The organism is Alkalicoccus luteus, assembly GCF_052061695.1.
Classification (GTDB): domain Bacteria; phylum Bacillota; class Bacilli; order Bacillales; family Salisediminibacteriaceae; genus Alkalicoccus; species Alkalicoccus luteus.
Genome location: NZ_JBPZEY010000013.1, coordinates 43,527 through 66,040, shown reverse-complemented (window position 1 = coordinate 66,040; position 22,514 = coordinate 43,527). Strand labels below are relative to the sequence as shown.

24 protein-coding genes are annotated in these 22,514 nt (G+C 47.7%); 21 read left to right on the top strand and 3 right to left on the bottom strand.

Going from position 1 to position 22,514, the window contains the following annotated elements:
- Positions 1–38: 38 nt before the first annotated feature.
- Positions 39–413 carry a rhodanese-like domain-containing protein gene (locus ACSZLD_RS15255; protein ID WP_377910678.1) on the bottom strand — a complete coding sequence of 125 codons (375 nt, stop codon included), beginning with the start codon at positions 411–413 and terminating at the stop codon, positions 39–41.
- Positions 414–545: 132 nt separating this feature from the next.
- On the opposite strand from ACSZLD_RS15255, the gene lipM reads away from it, so the two are divergent.
- The 3 genes from lipM (at position 546) to mntR (ending at position 4,896) form a co-directional block, all read left to right on the top strand.
- Positions 546–1,376 (top strand): lipoate--protein ligase family protein, encoded by an 831-nt coding sequence (gene lipM, locus ACSZLD_RS15250; protein ID WP_444685682.1) that lies wholly within the window; start codon positions 546–548, stop codon positions 1,374–1,376.
- 276 nt (positions 1,377–1,652) lie between these two features.
- Entirely contained in the window at positions 1,653–4,208 is a 2,556-nt protein-coding gene (locus ACSZLD_RS15245; protein WP_444685688.1) for a vitamin B12-dependent ribonucleotide reductase, read from the top strand.
- Positions 4,209–4,455: 247 nt separating this feature from the next.
- Positions 4,456–4,896, top strand: coding sequence for a transcriptional regulator MntR (gene mntR, locus ACSZLD_RS15240; RefSeq protein ID WP_377910676.1), 441 nt, complete (start codon positions 4,456–4,458; stop codon positions 4,894–4,896).
- Between the two features lie 80 nt (positions 4,897–4,976).
- Here the strand turns inward: mntR and ACSZLD_RS15235 are convergent, their stop codons facing one another.
- Positions 4,977–5,768 (bottom strand): hypothetical protein, encoded by a 792-nt coding sequence (locus ACSZLD_RS15235; protein WP_377910675.1) that lies wholly within the window; start codon positions 5,766–5,768, stop codon positions 4,977–4,979.
- A 64-nt stretch (positions 5,769–5,832) separates the two neighbouring features.
- Entirely contained in the window at positions 5,833–6,231 is a 399-nt protein-coding gene (locus ACSZLD_RS15230) for an SA1362 family protein (protein ID WP_377910674.1), read from the bottom strand.
- Between the two features lie 228 nt (positions 6,232–6,459).
- Here ACSZLD_RS15230 and aroQ point away from each other — a divergent pair, with 228 nt between their 5' ends.
- From aroQ to spo0A, 18 genes are all read left to right on the top strand, one after another.
- Positions 6,460–6,897: a type II 3-dehydroquinate dehydratase gene (gene aroQ / locus ACSZLD_RS15225; protein WP_377910673.1), complete on the top strand. Its 438-nt coding sequence runs from the start codon at positions 6,460–6,462 to the stop codon at positions 6,895–6,897.
- Positions 6,894–7,955, top strand: a complete 1,062-nt coding sequence (locus ACSZLD_RS15220) for a M24 family metallopeptidase (protein ID WP_444685681.1) — start codon at positions 6,894–6,896, stop codon at positions 7,953–7,955. The genes aroQ and ACSZLD_RS15220 overlap by 4 nt, the downstream gene beginning before the upstream one ends.
- A gap of 38 nt (positions 7,956–7,993) precedes the next feature.
- Entirely contained in the window at positions 7,994–8,551 is a 558-nt protein-coding gene (gene efp / locus ACSZLD_RS15215) for an elongation factor P (protein WP_377910671.1), read from the top strand.
- A 32-nt stretch (positions 8,552–8,583) separates the two neighbouring features.
- On the top strand, positions 8,584–8,961 hold the full coding sequence (locus ACSZLD_RS15210; RefSeq protein WP_377910670.1) for a hypothetical protein: 378 nt from the start codon (positions 8,584–8,586) through the stop codon (positions 8,959–8,961).
- A gap of 225 nt (positions 8,962–9,186) precedes the next feature.
- Complete coding sequence (gene accB, locus ACSZLD_RS15205) at positions 9,187–9,681, top strand: acetyl-CoA carboxylase biotin carboxyl carrier protein (RefSeq protein ID WP_377910669.1); 495 nt, start codon at positions 9,187–9,189, stop codon at positions 9,679–9,681.
- 11 nt (positions 9,682–9,692) lie between these two features.
- On the top strand, positions 9,693–11,051 hold the full coding sequence (accC, locus tag ACSZLD_RS15200) for an acetyl-CoA carboxylase biotin carboxylase subunit (protein WP_377910668.1): 1,359 nt from the start codon (positions 9,693–9,695) through the stop codon (positions 11,049–11,051).
- Between the two features lies 1 nt (position 11,052).
- Complete coding sequence (locus ACSZLD_RS15195; protein WP_377910667.1) at positions 11,053–11,454, top strand: Asp23/Gls24 family envelope stress response protein; 402 nt, start codon at positions 11,053–11,055, stop codon at positions 11,452–11,454.
- A gap of 154 nt (positions 11,455–11,608) precedes the next feature.
- A complete protein-coding gene (gene nusB, locus ACSZLD_RS15190; protein WP_377910666.1) occupies positions 11,609–12,016 on the top strand; it encodes a transcription antitermination factor NusB in 408 nt (135 codons plus the stop codon).
- A 15-nt stretch (positions 12,017–12,031) separates the two neighbouring features.
- On the top strand, positions 12,032–12,889 hold the full coding sequence (gene folD / locus ACSZLD_RS15185) for a bifunctional methylenetetrahydrofolate dehydrogenase/methenyltetrahydrofolate cyclohydrolase FolD (protein ID WP_377910665.1): 858 nt from the start codon (positions 12,032–12,034) through the stop codon (positions 12,887–12,889).
- Positions 12,886–14,235: an exodeoxyribonuclease VII large subunit gene (gene xseA, locus ACSZLD_RS15180; protein WP_444685680.1), complete on the top strand. Its 1,350-nt coding sequence runs from the start codon at positions 12,886–12,888 to the stop codon at positions 14,233–14,235. The genes folD and xseA overlap by 4 nt, the downstream gene beginning before the upstream one ends.
- Positions 14,232–14,444, top strand: a complete 213-nt coding sequence (gene xseB / locus ACSZLD_RS15175; RefSeq protein WP_377910663.1) for an exodeoxyribonuclease VII small subunit — start codon at positions 14,232–14,234, stop codon at positions 14,442–14,444. Before xseA ends, xseB begins: the two co-directional genes overlap by 4 nt.
- Before the next feature lie 19 nt (positions 14,445–14,463).
- Positions 14,464–15,324: a polyprenyl synthetase family protein gene (locus ACSZLD_RS15170; RefSeq protein WP_377910951.1), complete on the top strand. Its 861-nt coding sequence runs from the start codon at positions 14,464–14,466 to the stop codon at positions 15,322–15,324.
- Positions 15,325–15,991: 667 nt separating this feature from the next.
- Positions 15,992–16,588: a CNNM metal transporter family protein gene (locus tag ACSZLD_RS15165; RefSeq protein ID WP_377910662.1), complete on the top strand. Its 597-nt coding sequence runs from the start codon at positions 15,992–15,994 to the stop codon at positions 16,586–16,588.
- A gap of 37 nt (positions 16,589–16,625) precedes the next feature.
- A complete protein-coding gene (gene dxs, locus ACSZLD_RS15160; RefSeq protein ID WP_444685679.1) occupies positions 16,626–18,500 on the top strand; it encodes a 1-deoxy-D-xylulose-5-phosphate synthase in 1,875 nt (624 codons plus the stop codon).
- Positions 18,500–19,321: a TlyA family RNA methyltransferase gene (locus ACSZLD_RS15155; RefSeq protein ID WP_377910660.1), complete on the top strand. Its 822-nt coding sequence runs from the start codon at positions 18,500–18,502 to the stop codon at positions 19,319–19,321. The genes dxs and ACSZLD_RS15155 overlap by 1 nt, the downstream gene beginning before the upstream one ends.
- 11 nt (positions 19,322–19,332) lie before the next feature.
- Complete coding sequence (gene ahrC, locus ACSZLD_RS15150; protein WP_168006358.1) at positions 19,333–19,782, top strand: transcriptional regulator AhrC/ArgR; 450 nt, start codon at positions 19,333–19,335, stop codon at positions 19,780–19,782.
- A gap of 106 nt (positions 19,783–19,888) precedes the next feature.
- Positions 19,889–21,607 carry a DNA repair protein RecN gene (gene recN / locus ACSZLD_RS15145; protein ID WP_444685678.1) on the top strand — a complete coding sequence of 573 codons (1,719 nt, stop codon included), beginning with the start codon at positions 19,889–19,891 and terminating at the stop codon, positions 21,605–21,607.
- A gap of 103 nt (positions 21,608–21,710) precedes the next feature.
- Positions 21,711–22,484, top strand: coding sequence for a sporulation transcription factor Spo0A (gene spo0A / locus ACSZLD_RS15140; protein ID WP_377910658.1), 774 nt, complete (start codon positions 21,711–21,713; stop codon positions 22,482–22,484).
- The last annotated feature ends 30 nt before the right edge of the window (positions 22,485–22,514 follow it).

Genomic DNA, 22,514 nt, shown 5'->3' with positions numbered 1-22,514 from the left:
CGGGGAACCACCTCCGGAAGGCTTTTTGCAGGGAAATCTTATTTTTTTACTTTGCCTGTCCACTTTTTAAAGCCGCCTTTAAGCATGTTCAGATCTTCGGCATCTCTTTTTTTGCGGAGAATCTTGGCAGCTTGTACAGATCGGGATCCGTTTTGACAGTATAAATAAACAGGCTTATCCGGCCGAATCTCTGAGTTTCGCATCCTCATTTGAGAAAGCGGAATATTTCGTGCACCCAGAATATGTCCGGTTTTAAATTCCCGCTCTTCACGGACATCAATCAACTGTGCTTTTCGGTAATTTTTAGTGAACTCTTCCTGTGTCAAAACCGACAGGTACGACGGTTTTTTCATACGGAAAATGAGAAACACAATTAGCAAGACGGTTACTGCAATCAGTATCCACAGTTCCATTCCGACACCCCTTTACATGACGTTTACCATACTAAATAATAAACGTTATCAGGTCTTTGTGCAATGTTTCTCTTTCTGCTTTGTTCTTCAGTCTGTTTTTCTGTATGATAGAATGGTTGGGAGGTTGCTCGTATGGAACAATGGTATTACATAAATTCAGGTCCGGCCGGCCCCGCCTACAACATGGCGCTCGATGAAAAGCTGATGGATTGGCACCGGGAAGGGCGAATTCCTCCGGTTATCCGCTTTTATGAATGGAATCCGGCCTCGCTTTCACTCGGTTATTTTCAGCGAGTGGAACGGGATATTGATCTAGAGGCTGTTAAACGGCATAAAGCAGGACTTGTCAGGAGGCCGACAGGCGGCAGAGCTGTCCTGCACGAAGATGAGCTGACGTACAGCATCATCGTAAAGGAAGATCATCCCGGTATTCCCGCCGGCATCACCGAAGCATACAGAGTCCTTTCAGGAGGTCTCCTGCTCGGATTTAAAAACATGGGATTGGAAGCGGGATTTTCCATTCCGTGGACGGAAGAAGAAAAAGCAGATTTAAAATCACCGCGATCCGCCGTCTGTTTTGACGCACCATCCTGGTATGAGATGGTTGTAAACGGTCGAAAGATTGCCGGGAGTGCCCAAACGAGACAAAAAGGAATTATTTTGCAGCACGGATCAATTATTCGGCGGTTTGATGAGGAAAAATTATTTGATATGTTTTTATTTAAGAGTGAACGAATTCGCCGGAGAATGCAGGCAGGCTTCCGCAGTAAAGCGACGCCAATGGAGGAGCTCATGGAACGCATTCCATCTCCAGAAGATATGAGGGCTGCTTTTGTGCGCGGGTTTGAAGAGGATCTTGGCATTCAGCTTAAAGAGTGGGAGCTCAATCAAGAGCTGAAAGAGCAGGTCAGCCATCTGGCTATAAGTAAATACGCGTCGGATGAGTGGAATTACAAATACTAGTATATACCTATTTTTTCGAGCAGAGCCTTGCGCCCGCCGGCTCCTCGAAAAACGGCATATTAATTTCATAACTTTTGCGTTTACAAGCTGACGACCAGGGTATAGAATAGCAATATATCCTATATATAGTTGCTTATTTCACTGAAAACACTATATATAGCGTCATGCTTACGTAATTTCATAAGGAGCCTTGCCGGGCTTCCTTTCTTTTTGCCCGGACAATGATGCTCAGCATTATCAAAAGTACGAGAAGGAGCGAGGCCAGTGACTACGTATATGTCAGAAAAACGAATTGATCTCGATCAGCTGAATAAGGACATTGAGCAGTTTCCACAGGTATTTCCGGTAGCTCCGGATATGCACCGTCAGCAAAGCGGAGTTTCCAGATTGGTGATGCTGGATCGTTATACGTTCAAGGATACAGAAAAAGTAACGTTAAAAGCAGGAGATTTTGTCGTACTGACCGTTAAGAACGATCCAAAGTTTCCAGCACGGGGATACGGTTTTGTGACGAGCATTAACTGGGAAGCGGGAACCGCTAAAATTGCGGTTGAAGAAGAATTCCTCGGTGTGCTTGATTCTCCTGAAGAGAAAAAGACCGGCATCGTTGAGCGCTCACTAGCGACGATCGATAAACCGCTTGAGCTTTATTATGAACAGATTGCTAAGCGTAATGCTCGCGGTCTTGCCTCCGTTGAGAAAACAGAAGAGAAGCGCAGTGAATGGTTTGAAAAGTTCTACCAGCAGCTCGTGAACATGAATTTTGTTCCTGCAGGACGGGTTCTTTACGGAGCAGGCTCCGAAACAGACGTTACGTATTTTAACTGCTATGTCATGCCTTTCGTAGCTGACTCACGAGAGGGAATTTCCGATCACCGCAAACAAGTCATGGAAATCATGAGCCGCGGCGGAGGTGTGGGAACGAATGGATCTACGCTTCGTCCAAGAAACGCGCTTGCAAGAGGAGTGAACGGGAAGTCTTCCGGTTCAGTATCCTGGCTCGATGATATCGCTAAGCTGACGCATCTCGTTGAGCAGGGAGGGTCCAGGCGAGGAGCACAGATGATAATGCTCGCAGACTGGCACCCGGATATTTTGGAGTTTATTATTTCAAAAATGCAGAATCCGCGGATTCTCCGCTATCTGCTCGAGCAGACAGAGGATGATCAAATTGCATCTCTTATTAAAGACAAACTGAAATTCACGCCGTTCACAGAGCTGGAAGAGGCAATGTACCAGAGCATCATTAATTATAAGCATATTGAAGGCCAGGGAGGCTTTGATCCAAAAGTAATCCGTGATGCGGAACAAAAGCTTCGGGATGGCGGAACGTATCAGGTCAACAATGCCGAATTTTTAACTGGTGCGAACATTTCCGTCTGTATAACGAAAGAGTTTATGGAAGCTGTTGAGCAGGATGCAGATTACCAGCTTCGTTTCCCGGACGTAGAGAACTATTCAGCAGAGGAAATGCAGGCGTATAACCGCGAATGGCAGGAGTACGGAGATGTTCGTGAATGGGAAAAGCTTGGGTTTGGTGTCCGCACTTACCGCACCATTAAAGCGAAAGAGCTTTGGAACCTCATTAATATCTGTGCGACGTATTCTGCAGAACCTGGTATTTTCTTTATAGACAATGCTAACGAAATGACAAATGCAAGTGCCTACGGGCAAAAAGTAGTTGCTACCAACCCTTGCGGAGAGCAGCCGCTCGCTCCTTACTCCGTTTGCAATTTGGCTGCGGTAAACCTTGCTGAAATGGCAGACACAGAGGCGAAGAAAGTAGATTACGAAAAACTGGCTGAGACAGTAGCTACCGGCGTCCGCATGCAGGACAACGTCATTGACGCAACTCCTTATTTCCTGGAACAAAACACGAAGCAGGCGCTCGGCGAGCGACGCGTCGGTCTTGGGGTTATGGGGCTGCACGATCTGTTAATTAAGACGGAGACCCGCTATGGCTCTGACGAAGGAAATGTCCTTGTTGATAAGATTTTTGAAACGATTGCTGTTACGGCTTATCGTACCTCAATCGAACTTGCTGAGGAAAAGGGAAGCTTTCCTTATCTTGAGAGTAACAGCGCAGATGAAACACAGTACCTTCGATCGAAGTTCACGGAAACCGGTTATATGAAGAAAATGCCGCTAGACGTGCTGGAGGGGATTCAGAAGCACGGCATTCGCAACTCTCATCTCTTAACAGTAGCACCTACTGGCTCTACTGGAACGATGGTCGGAGTATCTACTGGATTGGAGCCGTATTTTTCCTTCTCTTATTTCCGAAGCGGAAGACTTGGAAAGTTTATCGAAGTGAAGGCAGAAATTTTGCAAAAATATCTTGAAGAACATCCGGAACAAGATCCGAATGAGCTGCCCGACTGGTTTGTTTCGTCAATGGAGCTTTCACCTGAAGAACATGCAGACGTTCAATGTGTGATTCAAAAATGGGTGGACAGCTCATTGAGTAAAACGGTTAATGCACCAAAAGGCTATACCGTAGATCAAGTTAAATCTGTTTATGAGCGTCTCTATAAAGGCGGAGCTAAAGGCGGTACAGTTTACGTTGACGGCAGCCGTGATTCACAAGTGCTTACGCTGAAAGCAGAAGAGAACGACAACTATGCAGTGGACCTCACTGGAGGAGAGCAGCAGAATGAAACAAAGCAGCCGGTTGTGCTTGTTGAAACTATTACCGATGTCCGCTCCACTTCTGTAAATTACGGAAGTGAGGTTGGAGATACGTGCCCGGTTTGCCGACAGGGAACGGTAGAAGACATCGGAGGCTGCAATACGTGCACGAACTGCAGCGCTCAGTTAAAGTGCGGGTTGTAAATTTCACATTGCGGTAACAAAAGGACTGCAGGACTCGATGAACGAGTCCGCAGTCCTTTTCGGGCTTGAACAGAATATAATATTATGAGGTGGGCGAAACACACGCAGCCGCAATAAGAATCGATCCTGTAAAGGCGCCAGTGTTAAGCTGTGAATGGACCGAGCAGCAAGAAAGCATAGAAATAGACCAGCGCATATGCTAAAATGTGACATGCACAATGAATGCAAGCTGTCTGGAGGATCATACATGCCTACACCCAGTATGGAAGATTACTTAGAACGAATTTATCAACTGATCGATGAAAAAGGCTATGCCAGAGTATCAGACATTGCAGATGCATTGGACGTCCATCCATCATCTGTAACAAAAATGGTTCAGAAGCTTGATGCTGAGGATTATTTAGTTTACGAAAAATACAGAGGCCTCGTCCTGACAGCCAAAGGGAAAAAGATAGGCAAACGGCTCGTCTACCGGCATGAACTGCTTGAGGAATTTATGCGCATTATTGGTGTCGATGAGAAACGAATTTACAGTGATGTGGAAGGAATTGAACACCACCTCAGTTGGGAAGCGATTGACCGGATCGGGGATCTCGTAACGTATTTTGAAGAAGATCACAATCGCGTCAAAGAATTGAAAGCGACCCAGCGAAAACAGGACCCTGAAGAAGGCGGAGAAGAGCAGTAAATCGTTACTTCAGGACGTATAAACCACAAGGAGCACCCCGTCAGCCTTCCGCTGATAGGGTGCTCCTTCTCGATTAATCCCTAAATAATTTTTTCGCCCCGTCCATACTGAGCGTACGAACCTGAGACGACCATAATAAAAGGCAGAATAATCGTTATCCACAGGCCTAGAAATAAACCGGCCGCTACATCACCGATCAGGAAGCCCTCAAAAGCAGGACGGACGCCGAAATGAACAAATAAAATGCCGGCTGCCCCAATAGCGGAAGCAAGCCATTTGGCTGGAGCTTGGGTCTGTTCAACAAACATCCGTACTTTATACTGCTCCAGCACCGCTCCTATGCCAGTTCCAAGCAGCAGACCAGGGAGCAGCAAAAACAAATCATCAGGAGCTAAGAGAAGAGCTAAAAAGAAGGGAAGGATAATAGAGAACGAAAATAGATAAGCATCCGGCATAGACCCAATCCATTCAAGGCTGCGGTAAAAGGTATAACTGATAAAACCGCCAATCAGTATACCGCCGGTAACGGTGAACACAGGTACGCCTCCTGCAAGCAGGTAAATCAGGCTGACGGCTGCAGCTGCAGCAATACAAAGGGCTGCTTCTGTTCTTCTCCTGCACAGCGGCAGCAGAAAAGCAAACAGTGTAACCGTTGCCTGAATATGAGGATGGGTAAAGGGAACGCGATCATTGCTTAAAAGCAAATATGGAAAATACATCAGAATAACGTATCCGAGCGACAGAGAAAGCACCGTCAGATAAAGAAGCTGAAAACCCGATCGTTTATCCAACGTCCAAAAAATCGCTCCGGCAGTGATCAGCCAAACTGCAAAGAGTATCTGTGAATAGACAGTGACAAAATAGGAACTCAAGCTTGATCCCCCGCTTCCTGAAAAACTTCAGACTTAATCGGGTGTAAAAGAAAAGAGCCAAGCATTAAAACAAGGCCCGGCTCTTTTTCTTAGGGTTCTTTTTACCTTCAATAACGGTCAGCTTCACCTCTGACTGCCTTTTCAGCAGCGGCTTCGGATGTCGCTTTTCCTGTTTCACCGTTTTCAGTGGAACGTGGCTCCGACGTGATTTCGGCTTGGTTTTCTGCTGCTGCTTAACAACCGGCCGTCCGTTCTTAACAGGCACTTGAAACCCGCTCTGGCGCTGCATCAGCTTCGGCTGCAAAAACTTTTTAAACAGCAGAATAAGCAGTGTGACAATTCCAATCGTTACGAAAATACTGGTTATGAATCCGGCGGGATCGCTGAACAGGGAGACCCCGATGCCGAGAGCAGCAAAAGCTAATACGATAACCACAAGCGGATGAATGCGCCTGCTTTTCATTAGGTCCACCTCCATAAATGTTAAACGGATCATCAGTCCGGTGAAGGAATACGTATACTTACATTTTACATGAGCAAATCGAATACTGCTAGAATGATCTACCGTTCTTTTCCCTGTTTCAACGGATTTTACACCTTGTATTGCCAACCTTGATGAACTATTCATTCCCAGGCTACTATGATAAAATATTCGTTGTGAAAGAATTTCGCAGGAAGGCGGGATGCCCGCATGCTGAACGTTCATGTCATTAATGGACCTAATTTGAATCGGCTTGGAAAAAGGGAGCCGCATATTTATGGAGCAAAGACGCTTCATGACCTTGAAAAAAAAGTGGCAGCACATGCGGACCAGCTTGGCGGAGCCGTTACTTTTTTTCAATACAGCAGTGAAGGGGCTATCATTGACTGCCTGCATGCCGCTGAAGAAACGGCAGATGCGGTCATTTTAAATCCGGCTGCGTTTACACACTACAGCTACGCGCTTCGTGATGCAATTGCCTCTATAGGCATTCCGGTTGTAGAGGTACATCTATCCAACGTTCACGCCCGGGAAGCATTCCGTGCCGTGTCCGTTACAGCGCCGGTATGCAGAGGGCAGATAAGCGGTTTCGGTTTTGAAGGGTACTGCATGGCACTCGACTTTCTTTACAGGGAGGAATTAGCATGACGAGAACAGATCAACTAAGAAGCAGGTTCGATGCGCATGGCGTAGATGCTTTTGTAACGCAAAGTACATATAACAGAAGGTATTTGACCGGTTTTACAGGAACAGCTGGCGCAGCTCTAATCGCAGCTGACAAAGCACAGCTGATCACGGATTTTCGCTATACGGTTCAGGCACGCAGCCAGGCAGAGGGTTTTGAGATCGTTGAACATAAAAAACCATTGCTTGAAGAGCTGGCCGAACAGGTAAAGGCACAGGGCATTCAAAAGCTTGGGTTTGAGAAGGATCACGTTTCTTATACACAGTATGAAGCACTGCGAGATCAACTGGACTGTGAACTGGTTCCAGTATCCGGCATCGTGGAAGACATGAGACTCGTGAAGACTGCGGAGGAAATCAGCGTGATCGAAAAAGCGGTGCAAATCGCCGATGAGGCGTTTGCGCACATTCAGACATACATTAAGCCTGGAGTAAAGGAAATTGACGTATCGAATGAGCTGGAGTTCTTCATGCGAAAGCAGGGGGCTGTTTCTTCCTCTTTTGATATTATAGTCGCTTCTGGAGAACGTTCTGCCTTCCCTCACGGCGTCGCTTCAGATAAAGTCATTGAGCCTGGAGAACTTGTGACGTTGGATTTCGGTGCTTACTATAATGGATACTGCTCTGATATTACGAGAACGGTGGCAGTCGGGAATATATCAGACGAATTGAAAGAGATCTACGACACGGTACTCCAGGCGCAAATCCGGGGCGTCAATGGCTTAAAGCCAGGACTCACCGGACGTGAAGCAGATGCACTGACGAGAGAATATATTAAGGACAAAGGGTACGGCGAGTATTTCGGCCATTCTACCGGACACGGAATGGGCATGGAGGTGCATGAAGGTCCAGGGCTTTCACATCGCTCCGACAAAAAGCTGGAGCCTGGGATGGTTGTAACGGTCGAACCAGGCATCTATGTTGAGGGAACCGGCGGAACGAGAATCGAAGATGACGTCGTTATCACCGAGGAAGGTTGCCGGATTCTTTCCAAATCTTCGAAAGAACTGATCGTTTTATAAGCATAAACGTACTGTTACATTAAAAAGGAGGATATAACATGATTTCAGTAAACGATTTTAAAACAGGACTAACGATTGAAGTAGACAATGATATTTGGCAGGTGTTGGAGTTTCAGCATGTCAAGCCGGGAAAAGGGGCCGCTTTTGTCCGTTCCAAGCTCAGAAGCCTTCGTTCAGGGAACATCCAGGAGAAAACATTCCGGGGAGGAGAAAAAGTAGAAAAAGCGCACATCGATAATGCGAAAATGCAGTATTTGTATTCGTCAGGTGATGAACACGCATTTATGAATACAACGACTTATGAACAAATTGAACTGTCTACCTCCCAGATCGAACGGCAGCTGAAGTTTTTAAAAGAGAATATGGAGGTAAGTGTCCTCTCATTCGGAACAGAAATTCTTGGAGTGGAACTTCCACAGAACGTGAAGCTCGAAGTGACGGAAACGGAGCCAGGCATTAAAGGCGATACGCAGTCAGGCGGAACGAAGCCTGCAACACTCGAAACAGGATTGACTGTGCAAGTGCCGTTTTTCGTAAACCAGGGCGACATCCTGATTATTGATACAAAAGACGGCAAATACATTTCCCGCGGATAGCAGAGAATTTAAATTAATTGGAGTGAGCAGTCATGGAATGGTCAGAATTAACGGAAGGCGCAAAAGCAGTATTGGAACAGACGCGCAGCCAAAAAAACGATAAAATTCAGATTGTGGAGTTTGAAGTAGGATTCTCTCAGTCTGAAGAAGAAGCAGAGGGGGGCATGCCGGTTTCTATTCAGGAAGAAGACTACAAAAGCCTGAAGGCATACACTCAGGAAAACGAGTACGGTGAGAAGTATCATATGGCGCGCAATAAAAACATTGTTAAAATCATTTTGCTTGAAGACGGAAAAATTCCGGATAACCTTTCAGACTTTCCGATTTTCCGGGACTACAAAACAGTGGAAAAGCAGGACTTAGAGCAGGAAGAAGCTGCAGAAAGCAGTGACAGCAATAACGAAGCTTGATCGAGGATGATCGTATCTCTGCTGTAAAGCGTCACCTTGGAAAGAATGGAGTAAGGCGAAGGAATTCCTTCGCTTTACTCAGATTGACATTGTAAGCGCTTACGAAGTGGTCTGACCAAAAAGATGTTTTCAAATTATCTGAAATACGGTAGCATATTTATGAGCAACTCCTAATGGTTTATCGTTACATGTAACGGAAGCTAAATGATGAAAGGGCGGATCATGATGTTAAAAATTCAGGAAATCAGAGAGCTCATTAAACTGATTGACGATTCAAGCATTGATGAATTTAAGTACGAGCAAAATGGAGCAAAAGTGTCACTTAAAAAACACGGCGGTCAAACCGTACAAGCATCTTCACCTGCACCGCAGCAAAAGGAAGCTCCAGCGCCTCAGCCGGCTCCAGCGCCTGCGCCTGAAAAACAGTCTGCTCCGGAGCCAAAGGCCGAAGCTCCTCAAACTGGCAGCGATCAGGAAGGTACATATAAAATAACCTCACCAATGGTTGGAACGTTTTATTCCTCTCCCTCTCCGGATTCGGATCCGTACGTAGCAGAAGGAGACACGGTTAAGAAGGACTCCGTCGTCTGCATTGTTGAAGCGATGAAGCTGATGAATGAAATCGAAGCAGAAGTGAACGGACGTATTGTAAAAGTACTGGTTGAGAACGGCGAGCTGGTTGAATACGGCCAGGAACTATTTCTCGTCGAAGCAGAATAGAGGGATTGAATATGAAAAAAATACTAGTCGCAAACCGCGGAGAAATTGCCGTCCGAATTATCCGGGCAGCACAGGAAATGGGCATTGGCACTGTAGCCGTTTATTCAACTGCAGATAAAGATGCGCTGCACGTTCGAATGGCTGATGAGTCTGTCTGTATCGGTCCTGTCTCCAGCACAGACAGCTATTTAAATTTCACCAACATTATTAGTGCTGCTAAGCTGACGGATGTTGACGGAATTCATCCAGGCTACGGTTTCCTGGCTGAAAACCCCGATTTTGCTGAAATATGTGATGCCTGTAACGTAACGTTTATTGGTCCCAGTCCACAGGCTATCAGTCAAATGGGAACAAAGGACGTCGCAAGGAAAAAGATGCAGGAAGCTGGAGTACCTGTCGTACCAGGCTCTGATGGCCTTGTCGATGGTCCAGATCACGGAGCCGAAGTAGCGGCTGAAATTGGCTACCCTGTTATCATTAAAGCAACTGCCGGAGGCGGCGGAAAAGGGATTCGAGTAGCTAGAGATGAAGCAGAATTAAAAAAAGGAATTTCTGTTACCCAAAAAGAAGCGAAGGCGAACTTCGGCAACGGCGGCGTCTATTTAGAAAAATTTATCGAAGATTTCCGGCACGTGGAAATACAGGTGCTGGCTGACAAGCACGGCAATACGATTCATCTAGGGGAGCGCGACTGCTCAATCCAGCGTCGCCTGCAAAAGCTGGTGGAAGAAACGCCATCGCCTGCGGTGAGTCCGGAAGTACGCCGGAAGATGGGTGACGCGGCTGTTAAAGCTGCCGAAGCTGTAGATTATGTTGGAGCTGGTACGATTGAATTTATTTTCGATCATAATACCGAATCATTTTATTTTATGGAAATGAATACACGGATTCAGGTGGAGCATCCTGTAACCGAAATGGTTACAGGCGTCGATTTGATTAAAGAGCAGATTCGTGCGGCCTCCGGCGAGCCGCTCAGCGTCCGCCAGGAAGATGTGACGTTTAATGGCTGGAGCATCGAATGCCGGATCAATGCAGAAGATCCATTCCGTAACTTTATGCCCTCTCCGGGAACCTTGTCTTTTTATCTCCCGCCGGGCGGACCAGGAGTCAGAGTCGACAGCGCGTGTTATAATGGGTACACAATTAGCCCGTTTTATGATTCAATGGTGGCAAAGCTGATTGTACACGGGGCCGATCGAGCGGAAGCCGTGAGCAAAATGGAGCGCGCGCTGAAAGAATTTTATGTGGAAGGAGTCCATACGACAATTCCTTTCCATATCAGGCTTTTTCAGCATGACGTATTCCGAAGCGGGGATTTCAATACGAAGTTCCTCGAGCTTTACCCGATACGTGCTGAAGAGGAGGAGTAAGATGGCTGAGAACCACACAGTAAAAATAGCCGATTATAAAAATGAACTGGGTACGGTTGAAATCTCACCTGAGGTCGTGGAAATAATTGCGGGCCTCGCAGCTGCAGAAGTGGAAGGTGTAGACCACCTGCACGGGAATTTCGCGGCTGGAGTTGCTGAGAAACTGGGACGTAAATCCTTAAGCAAAGGGATAAAGGTCGACATGAACGGGGAGAATGTCACAATCGATGTCTACATCGTTACAAAATACGGGCATTCAATCCCGGAAGTTGGCGGCCGGGTACAAGAAAACATCGTACAAACATTGAAAACGATGACAGCGCTGGAGGCACAGAACGTGCACATTCACGTAACCGGTGTCCAGTTTGAAACAAAGCTGGAAGCTGAGGCCGCTCCAGAATAATGCAGCGTTCTGCAGGCATGCTAGTTGCCTGCAGAACGTTTTTTCTTGATTAAAGCGTTTACGCCCCCTTTCACATAGTGCATGAAGGCTTAGTGATATGCTATTATGTAAAAGGTAATCAGACAGAGCAGTACAAAAAGGAGCAGAATATTTTATGAACAGAAGAGTGGCTAGAATCAAGTCGGTTCAGGCCCTTTACCAGGTGGAAATGACCGGAGTCGACCCGGCTGAAGCCATAGAGGCCACATTGGAACAGGACGAGCAGAGCAGTGACTTCCTAATAAAACTCGTAAATGGAACACTGGATCATCAGGAAGAGATTGACGGACGACTGGAGGGGGCACTTGACCACTGGTCGCTTGATCGGTTGTCGAGAATTGACAGAGCCATTCTCAGACAGTGTGTCTTTGAAATGATGAACCTCGAGGACGTACCGGTCAATGTCAGTATTAACGAAGCCATTGACCTCGCCAAAGGCTTTAACGCTGACGAAGAAGCTGGTAAATTTGTAAATGGAGTAGCGTCCCGAATCGCTGCGGAATTAAACGAAAACAACGAATAAAAAGGGGATGGGAATATGGGAGCAGAAGTGATTTCCGGTAAAGAGCTTGCACAGGCGACGCGTCAAAGTCTTAAGGAGCGGACTGAGAAACTGGTGGAACAAGGAATAACACCCGGTCTTGGAGTCATTCTGGTAGGAAATGACCCTGCTTCCGCCTCTTACGTTCGTGGAAAAGAAAAAGCGTGTCTGGAAACAGGTATTCATTCTGAAGTGGACCGGCCTGAAGCGACCATCACAGAAGAGGAGCTGCTCGAAAAGATTGAGCGCTTAAACAATCGCGAGGAAATTCACGGGATTCTCGTTCAGCTTCCGCTGCCGGACCACATCGACGAGCAGAAAGTCATTATGGCGATCGACCCGGCAAAAGACGTAGATGGCTTTCATCCTTACAATACCGGAAAAATGCTGACAGGCGAGGACGGTTTTTTACCGTGCACGCCGTTTGGAATTATACATATGCTGAAGTCACGCAACATACCAATTGAAGGCCGTCATGCTGTCGTGGTTGGCCGCAGTAATATAGTCGGCAAGCCAGCCGGAATGCTTTTATTGAAAGAGAATGCGACTGTTACGTTCTGCCATTCCCGAACACAAGATATGAGAAGCCATACGCTGCAGGCCGATATTCTCATTGCTGCTGTCGGTAAAGAAAAATTCATATCAGCAGATGACGTAAAGCCTGGCGCAGTAGTCGTGGACGTAGGCGTCAACCGCACATCCGACGGGAAGCTGGCAGGAGATGTTGATTTTGCTGGCGTGAAAGAAAAGGCTTCATTTATTACGCCTGTACCCGGCGGTGTTGGGCCGATGACGATTACCATGCTGATGTACAACACGGTGATGTCAGCTGAAAAGAAGCTGTCCGCAACATGAATCACGTTACCGTATCGGCAATCACAACGCTTATTAAGCAAACGCTCGACAGGCATGCCGGACTTCAAAATGTATGGGTGCAGGGAGAGATATCCAACTTTAAGAAGCACAGCCGCGGTCATATGTACTTCACGCTAAAGGACGATAAATCCCGACTGCAAAGCGTCATGTTTGCCGGAAACAACCGCAGCCTTGCCTTTGCTCCAGAAAATGGAATGAAGGTGCTGGTCCGCGGAGATATCTCCGTCTATGAGCCTTTTGGTCAGTATCAGTTTTATGCTAAAGAGATGCAGCCGGATGGCATAGGTCATCTTTATATGGCCTTTGAACAGCTGAAGAAAAAACTAGAGGCGGAAGGGTTGTTTTCGCCGGATCATAAGAAAAAAATCCCTAAAATTCCGGAACGGATTGCGGTCGTCACGTCTCCAACCGGGGCTGCAGTTCGCGACATTGTGACGACGATACGACGGAGGTATCCGCTCGCAGCGGTGACACTTCTTCCTGTATTGGTTCAGGGCCCAAACGCTCCAGAGTCGATCATAAAAGCGCTGAGACAAGCTGAAGAAACAGCCTCCTTTGATGTGATCATTGCCGGCAGAGGCGGGGGTTCTCTGGAAGAACTTTGGGCGTTTAACGAGGAAGAGGTTGCGCGCACGATCTTTTCTTTGACAACACCGGTGATCTCTGCGGTCGGGCATGAAACAGATGTAACCATCAGTGACTTCACTGCTGATTTACGAGCACCTACTCCGACTGCGGCTGCCGAGCTTGCAGTACCGGATATACAGGATATGCGTGCATTTGTGATGGAACGCCACACCCGCCTGCTTCGTGCAGTGAAATTAAAATTTGATCGAAAGCAGGAGCAGCTGAAAGCACTTGAGCGCTCGTATGCATTTCAATATCCGCAGCGTCTTTTAGAACAAAAGGAGCAGGAGCTCGATATATGGACGGATAAACTTCGTCGTGCGCTTCAGGAGAATGCCCAGTCCCAGCGAATTCGTCTGGAAAAAATGGAGCAGCGGCTTTCTCATGTACATCCTAATCAGATGGCGGAGAAAGAAAAGAACAAGCTCATGCAGCTCGAACAGGCTTTAAAGACCGCGATAAGACGGCAGCATGATAACGAGCGTCATCGGCTGAACCTGCAGCTGTCCAAACTGGAGCTCCTAAGTCCGCTTCAGCTGATGAAAAAAGGCTACAGTCTTACCTATGATAAGAATGGTGATCTGTTGAGATCGGTTGACAGTGTTGCGAAAGGTGACAAGGTATCACTGAAAATGAAAGATGGCCGCATTGATGCGTCTGTCGTCAATGTAATCAGAGAGGAGCGCGAGGACAAATGACCTTTGAAGAGTCTATGAAAAAACTGGAAAGCATCGTGCAAAACCTGGAGCAGGGTGACGTGCCGCTTGAAGAAGCAATCGACATGTTTCAAGAGGGAATGAAGCTGTCCAAAGCTTGCCATGACAAACTGCACAAGGTGGAAAAGCAGATGACTGAAGTGCTCGAGCAGGACGGTACCCTGTCAGAACTTCCGGAGGAGGAGTTGTAGCGTGCAACTGAAAACATTTATGTCTGTTTATAAAGATCGGGTTGAGCAGCTGTTTCCGACCGTCGTAGGCTCTGCAGAAATGCCGCAAAAGCTGAAGGAATCGATGCTTTATTCATTGGAAGCAGGCGGGAAACGGGTCAGACCTCTGCTCGTCTATGCAGTTTTGGACACATATGGAATAGCACCGGAAAAAGCCGATCAGACAGCCTGCGCTATCGAATTTATCCATACGTACTCACTGATTCATGATGATCTGCCAGCAATGGATGATGATGACGTACGCCGGGGGCGTGCAACCAATCACCGTGTTTATGGAGATGCCTGCGCCATATTGGCAGGAGATGCGATGCTCACGCAAAGTTTTCAGCTGATTGCAAAGGACGAGCTGCTTTCTGCGGATAAAAAGGTGCAGATCATTGCAGCTGTAACTGAGGCGTCAGGTGCACCAGGAATGGTAGGGGGTCAGCTGGACGACATGGAAGCAGAGGGACGTGAAGTAGACGTCCAAGAGCTGGAATATATCCATGCCCGAAAAACGGGTGCTTTATTATCGGTGGCGCTTCAAGCCGGTGCGGTAATTGCGGGTGCTCCGGAAGCGGAACAGCGGGCTTTAGAGGCTTTTGGTAAGCATATCGGTCTTTCCTTTCAGATCAAAGATGATCTCCTGGACGTTGAAGGAGATGAATCAGAGATCGGCAAGCCGGTCGGCAGCGATGAAACGAATGATAAAAACACCTATGTGCGCCTTCTGGGAGTGGAGGGAGCGCGGGAAAAACTCCGCTATCACACTAACAGAGCGTTTGCGGAACTGGAGCAGGTTTCCGGCAATACGGCCGTGTTAAAGGAGCTCGCCGCATACATCAGCGAGCGCACGAAGTAATTGTCCGTACCTCTTTACTCATGGTATAATGAGAAAGGAGAGTGGTGCAGTATTCTAGTCAGTTCTTCACCTTCGAAAGCGGGCCTAAAAATCCACTAAAGGGCACATCGATGAAGTTCCTAGTCTCGGCTTGAGGCGCCCAGCCTTGGGTCCTGACTGGGAGTAAAGGCTGTAGGGCGATCCACAATGGCATGTGGGCGTTGACCCTGCAGCCGCGGAGGCCCATGAGTGTGGTGCTGTTCCCATCAGCGCTATGCTCATGGGTATGAACCTGCCGCGCGGGAAAGGGAAACCCGTGGGCAGCGTAGCCTGCCTTGAGTGGAGTATGAGGGGATTACGGCCGCCAGCCGTATGAAATCATCTCTGCAAAAGAGGATAGAAGGTGGCCGGAGCTGCCAAGGAAAACTTCTAGACTGTTCCGTGTACATGAACAGGGGATTATAGTGCGTACTAAGTGGTAATCCAGTCTGATGTTTGGTGACAGCATCAAGCCGGCTTTAAAGGGAAACCACCGGAGCGGCGACGCTTCGGCAGCCGGTTGGGAAAACCTACTGGACCTATGGCGCAGTTTTTACCCTGTTTGTGACCACTCTTCCTACATATTTACATATCAGCCGGGGTCAAGCCGGCATGCTAAAGGACTTTTAAAGAAAGCCGGGTTGCCTTAATGAAACAGTCAATGATCGATTCGTTGAAATGGAGCTGGATGATTGCCGTTATCACTCTTGTGTTAGCGGCTATTTTTTCTGTCGTCTCCACAGCAATCCTGAGCGGTGTCGCGTGGGGCGTCGGCATGCTGATTGTGTTTCTAATTGTCCTGATAGGGGTAATATCAGATACGATAGGTGTTGCCGCAACTGCGGCCGCAGAAAAGCCGTTTCACGCGATGGCAGCAGAAAAACTGCCCGGGGCAAGGCAAGCGGTTACGATCACACGAAACGCAGATAAGTTCTCCAATTTTACGAATGATGTGATCGGGGATATTGCCGGTGTCATCAGCGGTACTGCTTCTGCCTATGTGGTCCTTCAGCTAGCCGTGCAGCTTGGACATAGCGAAGGATCGACGCTGCAATTTGTTATTTCTGTCGTTTTTACGAGTGTCGTTGCAGCGCTTACTGTAGGTGGTAAATCAGTAGGCAAAACAATTGCGATCCGCTATTCTACTGAGATCATCTACCGTGTGGGTAGATTATTTCATTTGTTAGAGGTAAAATTGAAGATAACCATTTTTAAGGATAAAAAGAAAAGACGGAAGAAAGCTTAATGTTAGAAAGCGAGGGTTTCTCTTGGACGTATTGAATATGAAAGACCCGTCCTTCCTGAAAAATATGACAGATGCCGAACTCGAGCAAACGGCGGAGGATATCCGGTCGTTTTTGATCGACAAACTGTCTGTTACAGGCGGACACCTGGGACCGAATTTAGGAGTGGTTGAGCTGACGCTGATGCTTCATCAGCTCTACGACAGCCCGAAAGATAAATTTCTGTTCGACGTCGGGCACCAGGCATATGTACACAAAATTTTGACAGGACGTGCCGATCAGTTTGACACATTGCGACAGCATAAAGGACTATGCGGATTTCCAAAACGTTCAGAATCCATTCATGACTGCTGGGAAACAGGGCACAGCTCTACATCATTGTCGGGTGCGATGGGGATGACGCTTGCACGCGATTTAAAGGGCACGGATGAGCACATCGTTCCGATTATTGGAGATGGCGCTTTAACCGGGGGTATGGCATTGGAAGCGCTTAACCACATTGGCCATGAGCAGCGGGATATGACGGTCATTCTGAATGATAACGAAATGTCTATCGCGCCTAACGTCGGTGCTATGCACAACATGCTCGGGCGTATGCGCACGGCAGGAAAGTATCAAAAAGCCAAAGATGATTTGGAAATGCTTATTAAGAAAGTGCCGGCATTTGGCGGCAGACTTGCTGCTGCTGCCGAGCGAGTGAAGGACAGTCTGAAATATCTGCTGGTTTCCGGTATGTTTTTTGAAGAGCTGGGCTTTACGTATCTTGGACCAGTTGATGGACATGATTTCCACGATTTGCGTGCAAATATGTCCTATGCGAAAAAGACAAAAGGACCGATATTGATTCATGTCGTGACGAAAAAAGGCAAAGGGTATGCCCCTGCAGAGAACGATGCAAAAGGAACTTGGCATGGACTCGGGCCATATAAGATTGAATCAGGCGAAGTAGTGAAAAAGCCGGGACCTCCGAGCTACAGCGGGGTTTTCGCAGAAACAATGAAAACGATCGCCCGCTCGGATGAGAAGCTGGTTGCAGTTACCCCGGCAATGCCGAACGGAAGCGGACTTGATAAATTCGCAAAAGAGTTTCCGGAGCGTATGTTTGATGTCGGAATTGCAGAGCAGCATGCTACGACGATGTCTGCAGGATTAGCCGCACAAGGGATGAAACCGGTTCTCGCCATCTATTCAACCTTCCTGCAGCGGGGCTATGACCAGCTTGTGCATGACGTCTGCAGACAAAATCTCAACGTGATGTTCGCCATCGACCGCGCAGGGCTTGTTGGAGCTGATGGAGAAACGCATCAGGGTGTGTTTGATATATCCTATATGAGACATCTGCCCAATATGACCCTTCTGTGTCCGAAAGATGAAAATGAATTCCAGCACTTGCTCTATACAGCCTATCAGTATAACAATGGACCGATTGCAGTGCGCTATCCGCGTGGAGCGGGTACCGGAGCTCCGATGGATGAGGAGCTGAAAGAACTCTCCATTGGCACTTGGGAATCGCTTCGATCCGGAGGAGATGCAGCCGTGCTTGCAGTCGGTACGATGGTGCCTGTAGCGGAAGAAGCGGCAGAGCTGCTTGCAAAAGAAGGGATTTCTGTTGAAGTGATCAACGCAAGATCTATTAAGCCGCTGGATGAAGAGATGCTGAAGAGGCTGCATGAGGAAGGAAAACCGCTGCTTACGCTGGAAGAGCATGCACTTCAGGGCGGCTTCGGCAGTGCTGTATTGGAATATTACAACAATGAAAATCTGTATAATGTTCCCGTAGAGCGGATGGGTATCCCGGATTGGTATATTGAACACGGGAGCGTGTCCGATCTGTTAAAAGAAATCGGTTTAACAGCAGATAATACGGCTGCCCGTATCAAATCCATTCTGCCGAGAAAGCAGCAGCGTGCCTGATGAAAAAAGAAAGAGCGGATATTCTTCTCGTGGAGCAGGGGCTGTTTGAGTCCAGGGAAAAGGCGAAGCGGGCGATTATGGCCGGACAGGTCCTGGCCGACGGGCATCGTATTGACAAAGCAGGTATGAAAATCGCAGCTGACTCTGTGTTATCGATGAAAGGGAAGCCGATGCCCTATGTAAGCAGGGGAGGCCTGAAGCTGGAGAAGGCGCTGCGGGAGTTTAACATTACGCTTGACGACAGAGTGATGCTCGACATCGGCTCGTCAACGGGAGGGTTTACAGACTGTGCATTACAGCACGGCATTAAGCTCGTTTACGCCGTGGACGTCGGCTCAAACCAGCTCGTATGGAAGCTGCGTCAGAATCCGAAGGTAGTGGTTATGGAAAAAACGAATTTCCGCTACTGCACCCGTGATGATTTTCAGGTGAAAACGCCTGATTTTGCATCGGTTGACGTGTCCTTTATTTCACTGAAGCATATTCTTCCGGTTATGCATGACGTGCTTTCTCAGGAGGCAGAGGCGGCGGTTCTTGTGAAACCCCAGTTTGAGGCAGGCAGGGAGCAGGTGGGCCGGAATGGACTCGTTAAAGACCCTGCGATTCATCACCAGGTGCTCGTTCAGACTGCTGCCCTGGCGCGTGAGGCAGGATTTTGTGTGACCGGAGCTTCATCGTCCCCCATAAGGGGAGGAAGCGGCAACATTGAATTTCTGCTTCATCTGATTAAAACTACTGCATCCTGCCCGGATGAGCCCGATTTCAAAGAGGTTGTAACATTAGCTCATGAGTCAGATCCAGCCGGGGCGGAGAGCAGATAAAGGGGGAAGCAATGAACAAAGGTCAGCGACATATAAAAATTCGGGATATCATAGGAAACAACGATGTAGAAACACAGGATGAGCTAGTTAACGAACTTCGCCGAGCGGGCTTCAATGTGACCCAGGCAACAGTGAGCAGGGACATAAAGGAACTGCACCTCGTTAAAGTTCCGATGATGGACGGAAGGTATAAATACAGTCTTCCTTCCGATCAGCGATTTAATCCGCTTCAGAAGCTGAAGCGTGCTCTTGTAGACAGTTTCGTTTCTATCGATCATACCTCGCATATGATTGTTATCAAAACGCTACCGGGGAATGCAAATGCTGTGGGAGCGCTGATTGACAATCTGGACTGGCAGGAAATAATGGGAACAATTTGTGGAGATGATACAATTCTCATCATCTGCCGTTCCGACAAAGACCCGGAAAAGCTTTCAGATAAATTTTTGGAAATGCTGTAGCTTGCTGCCCCAGCATTTCCCGGCGAACAAAGAGGACTGGAGCTGCGGAGCAGAATTTCAGTCCTTTTTTCCGTCTGACATTTGTTGAAGAAAGGACTGTGAAAACATGCTGCTGGAGCTTACCATTCGCAATTTTGCTATTATCGAAGAACTGACGGTTTCCTATGAAGAAGGACTAACGGTACTTACCGGGGAAACTGGAGCGGGTAAGTCGATCATCATTGATGCAATCGGGCTGTTGATAGGGGGGCGTGGCTCTGTTGATTTCGTTCGCCACGGCAGTAAACGTGCAGAGATCGAAGGCATCTTCACGGTAGATGGAGAGGCAAAAGAGCTGGACCATTACCTGGAGGATGCAGGTGTTCCAATTGAAGAAGGATCGATCATCCTTCGGCGCGAGATTACGGGTGCAGGTAAAAGCATCTGCCGGATTAATGGAAAGCTGACAACGCTGGCTGTTCTTCGTCAGATTGGACAGCAGTTAGTTGATATTCACGGACAGCATGAACATCAGCAGCTTATGCAAACGGATAAACACCGCATGTTTCTGGATAGATTTGCTGAAGAGAACCTGGCAGCCTCTTTAAAAGAGTACCGGGAAATGTACACGCGTTTTCAAAAGAAGCGGACGCAGCTGAAAGCTCTCTCAGAAAATGAACAGGAGATGGCGCAGCGTCTGGACCTGATCCGCTATCAGCATGAAGAGATTACCAATGCAGAGCTGAAGCCGAGGGAGGATGAGGAGCTGGCAGAAGAAAAGCAGCGCCTTGCAAACAGTGAGGGGCTGTATAAAACGGTTCACGGATCCTACGAAGCCCTTTATGGAGAAGGGAAAGGACTGGAGTGGGTAATGACGGCGATGAACCAGCTGGAAGAGGCTGCAGAAATGGATCCCTCATTGGCCGAATTAAAGGAAACCGTGACGAATAATTATTATTTACTTGAAGAAGCTTCATTTACGATGAGGGAATATTACGACGCCATCGAATTTGATCCGGAACGACTGAATGAAATTGAAGCACGCCTGAGTGAAATCAGTCAGCTGAAACGAAAATACGGAACGTCTGTCGAAGAAATTCTGGAGTACGCAGCATCAATCGAGGAGGAACTGGACAACCTTACGAACAAGGATGAGCGTCTGCATGAATGGGAGAAGGAATTAGAAGCGGCCGCAGAAGATCTCCTTGTAGAAGCAAGCAACATGTCCTCGATTCGTAAAAAAGCAGCTGCAGGACTCGAGGATGCCATTCATCAGCAGCTTGTGGATTTGTACATGAATGATACGGTTTTTCAAACTTCTGTGACGCCAAGGGATCCCGGCTCCATGGCCGCCTCTGCGCTTGTAAAACAGCATCCATTCACAGAATACGGGATAGACGATGTCGAATTTCAGGTAGCTACGAACAAAGGGGAGCCGCTGAAGCCTCTGGCTAAAATCGCATCAGGTGGGGAGATATCCCGGATGATTCTGGCGCTCAAATCGATTCTAGCTAAGCATGAAGGGGTAACATCTCTGATATTTGATGAAGTAGATACAGGAGTCAGCGGGCGTGTGGCGCAGGCGATTGCTGAAAAAATACACCGTATTGCAGAAGGTTCCCAGGTGCTCTGCATCACGCACTTGCCGCAGGTGGCAGCGATGGCTGATACACACCTTTATATTTCTAAATATGGACAGGACGGCAGAACAATTACAAGCGTCCACCCATTGACACAAGAAGAGCAGACGGAAGAAATCGGCAGAATGATTTCAGGTGTAGAAGTAACAGAAGTAACCCGGGAGCATGCCAGAGAGCTTTTGGAACAAGCTTCCCAGAAAAAGTAGCTTTAGGCCCTCTGAAAGAATGCGACTTTTATTGTGCTCAGTACGTATGGTATACTGATTTCGGCATTAATTATAGCAGGTAGCGTCAGAGGGGGAGCACGGTGTGAAGACGATAAAAGTCAGTGTTGCAGATGATAATCAGGAGCTTGTCGGCATCCTTGCTGATTATGTAAATCAGGAAGAAGATATGCAGGTTCTGCATAAGTCGTATAATGGCCAGGAATGTTTGGAATATCTTGGAGAATCTATTCCGGACGTGCTTATATTAGATATTATCATGCCGCATTTGGATGGACTTGCGGTCCTGGAAAAAATCAACCGGATGCAGCTGAAGAAAAAACCGTATATTATTATGCTCACCGCCTTCGGACAGGAAGACGTAACGAAAAAAGCGGTGCAGCTTGGGGCTTCCTACTATGTCTTAAAACCTTTTGACATGGATATTCTCGTAGAGAAAGTGAGAGAGATTGCGACAGGATCCGCTGGAGCGGTTTACGAGCCAAACGTATCGACAGACAACCGGCCGATGAATCTTGATGCCAGCATCACGAGTATCATTCACGAAATTGGTGTTCCTGCTCATATCAAAGGCTATATGTATTTACGAGAGGCAATCACGATGGTGTATGACGATATTGATCTGCTGGGATCAGTTACGAAAGTATTGTATCCTGATATCGCGGATAAATTTAATACAACGTCCAGCAGGGTGGAGAGAGCGATTCGTCACGCGATCGAAGTGGCATGGAACAGAGGAAATATTGAATCGATCTCCAAAATGTTCGGTTACACGGTCAATACTGCAAAATCGAAGCCAACCAATTCGGAGTTTATTGCAATGGTTGCAGATAAGCTGAGAGTCGAGCATCGCCGTTGACCGTTGAACGAAAAACAGCCTGCGGAAGGT

Excerpts from the sequence above, each read along its gene's own strand:
- ACSZLD_RS15195 (WP_377910667.1), top strand. The coding sequence starts at position 11,053 with ATGGCTGAGAACCACACAGTAAAAATAGCCGATTATAAAAATGAACTG.
- folD (WP_377910665.1), top strand. The coding sequence starts at position 12,032 with ATGGGAGCAGAAGTGATTTCCGGTAAAGAGCTTGCACAGGCGACGCGT.
- ACSZLD_RS15220 (WP_444685681.1), top strand. The coding sequence starts at position 6,894 with ATGACGAGAACAGATCAACTAAGAAGCAGGTTCGATGCGCATGGCGTA.
- ACSZLD_RS15255 (WP_377910678.1), bottom strand. The coding sequence starts at position 413 with ATGGAACTGTGGATACTGATTGCAGTAACCGTCTTGCTAATTGTGTTT.
- ACSZLD_RS15170 (WP_377910951.1), top strand. The coding sequence starts at position 14,464 with ATGTCTGTTTATAAAGATCGGGTTGAGCAGCTGTTTCCGACCGTCGTA.
- ACSZLD_RS15210 (WP_377910670.1), top strand. The coding sequence starts at position 8,584 with ATGGAATGGTCAGAATTAACGGAAGGCGCAAAAGCAGTATTGGAACAG.
- accC (WP_377910668.1), top strand. The coding sequence starts at position 9,693 with ATGAAAAAAATACTAGTCGCAAACCGCGGAGAAATTGCCGTCCGAATT.
- recN (WP_444685678.1), top strand. The coding sequence starts at position 19,889 with ATGCTGCTGGAGCTTACCATTCGCAATTTTGCTATTATCGAAGAACTG.
- ACSZLD_RS15155 (WP_377910660.1), top strand. The coding sequence starts at position 18,500 with ATGAAAAAAGAAAGAGCGGATATTCTTCTCGTGGAGCAGGGGCTGTTT.
- ACSZLD_RS15230 (WP_377910674.1), bottom strand. The coding sequence starts at position 6,231 with ATGAAAAGCAGGCGCATTCATCCGCTTGTGGTTATCGTATTAGCTTTT.
- ACSZLD_RS15245 (WP_444685688.1), top strand. The coding sequence starts at position 1,653 with ATGTCAGAAAAACGAATTGATCTCGATCAGCTGAATAAGGACATTGAG.
- xseA (WP_444685680.1), top strand. The coding sequence starts at position 12,886 with ATGAATCACGTTACCGTATCGGCAATCACAACGCTTATTAAGCAAACG.
- lipM (WP_444685682.1), top strand. The coding sequence starts at position 546 with ATGGAACAATGGTATTACATAAATTCAGGTCCGGCCGGCCCCGCCTAC.
- nusB (WP_377910666.1), top strand. The coding sequence starts at position 11,609 with ATGAACAGAAGAGTGGCTAGAATCAAGTCGGTTCAGGCCCTTTACCAG.
- ACSZLD_RS15165 (WP_377910662.1), top strand. The coding sequence starts at position 15,992 with ATGAAACAGTCAATGATCGATTCGTTGAAATGGAGCTGGATGATTGCC.
- accB (WP_377910669.1), top strand. The coding sequence starts at position 9,187 with ATGTTAAAAATTCAGGAAATCAGAGAGCTCATTAAACTGATTGACGAT.
- dxs (WP_444685679.1), top strand. The coding sequence starts at position 16,626 with ATGAAAGACCCGTCCTTCCTGAAAAATATGACAGATGCCGAACTCGAG.
- efp (WP_377910671.1), top strand. The coding sequence starts at position 7,994 with ATGATTTCAGTAAACGATTTTAAAACAGGACTAACGATTGAAGTAGAC.
- xseB (WP_377910663.1), top strand. The coding sequence starts at position 14,232 with ATGACCTTTGAAGAGTCTATGAAAAAACTGGAAAGCATCGTGCAAAAC.
- ahrC (WP_168006358.1), top strand. The coding sequence starts at position 19,333 with ATGAACAAAGGTCAGCGACATATAAAAATTCGGGATATCATAGGAAAC.
- aroQ (WP_377910673.1), top strand. The coding sequence starts at position 6,460 with ATGCTGAACGTTCATGTCATTAATGGACCTAATTTGAATCGGCTTGGA.
- mntR (WP_377910676.1), top strand. The coding sequence starts at position 4,456 with ATGCCTACACCCAGTATGGAAGATTACTTAGAACGAATTTATCAACTG.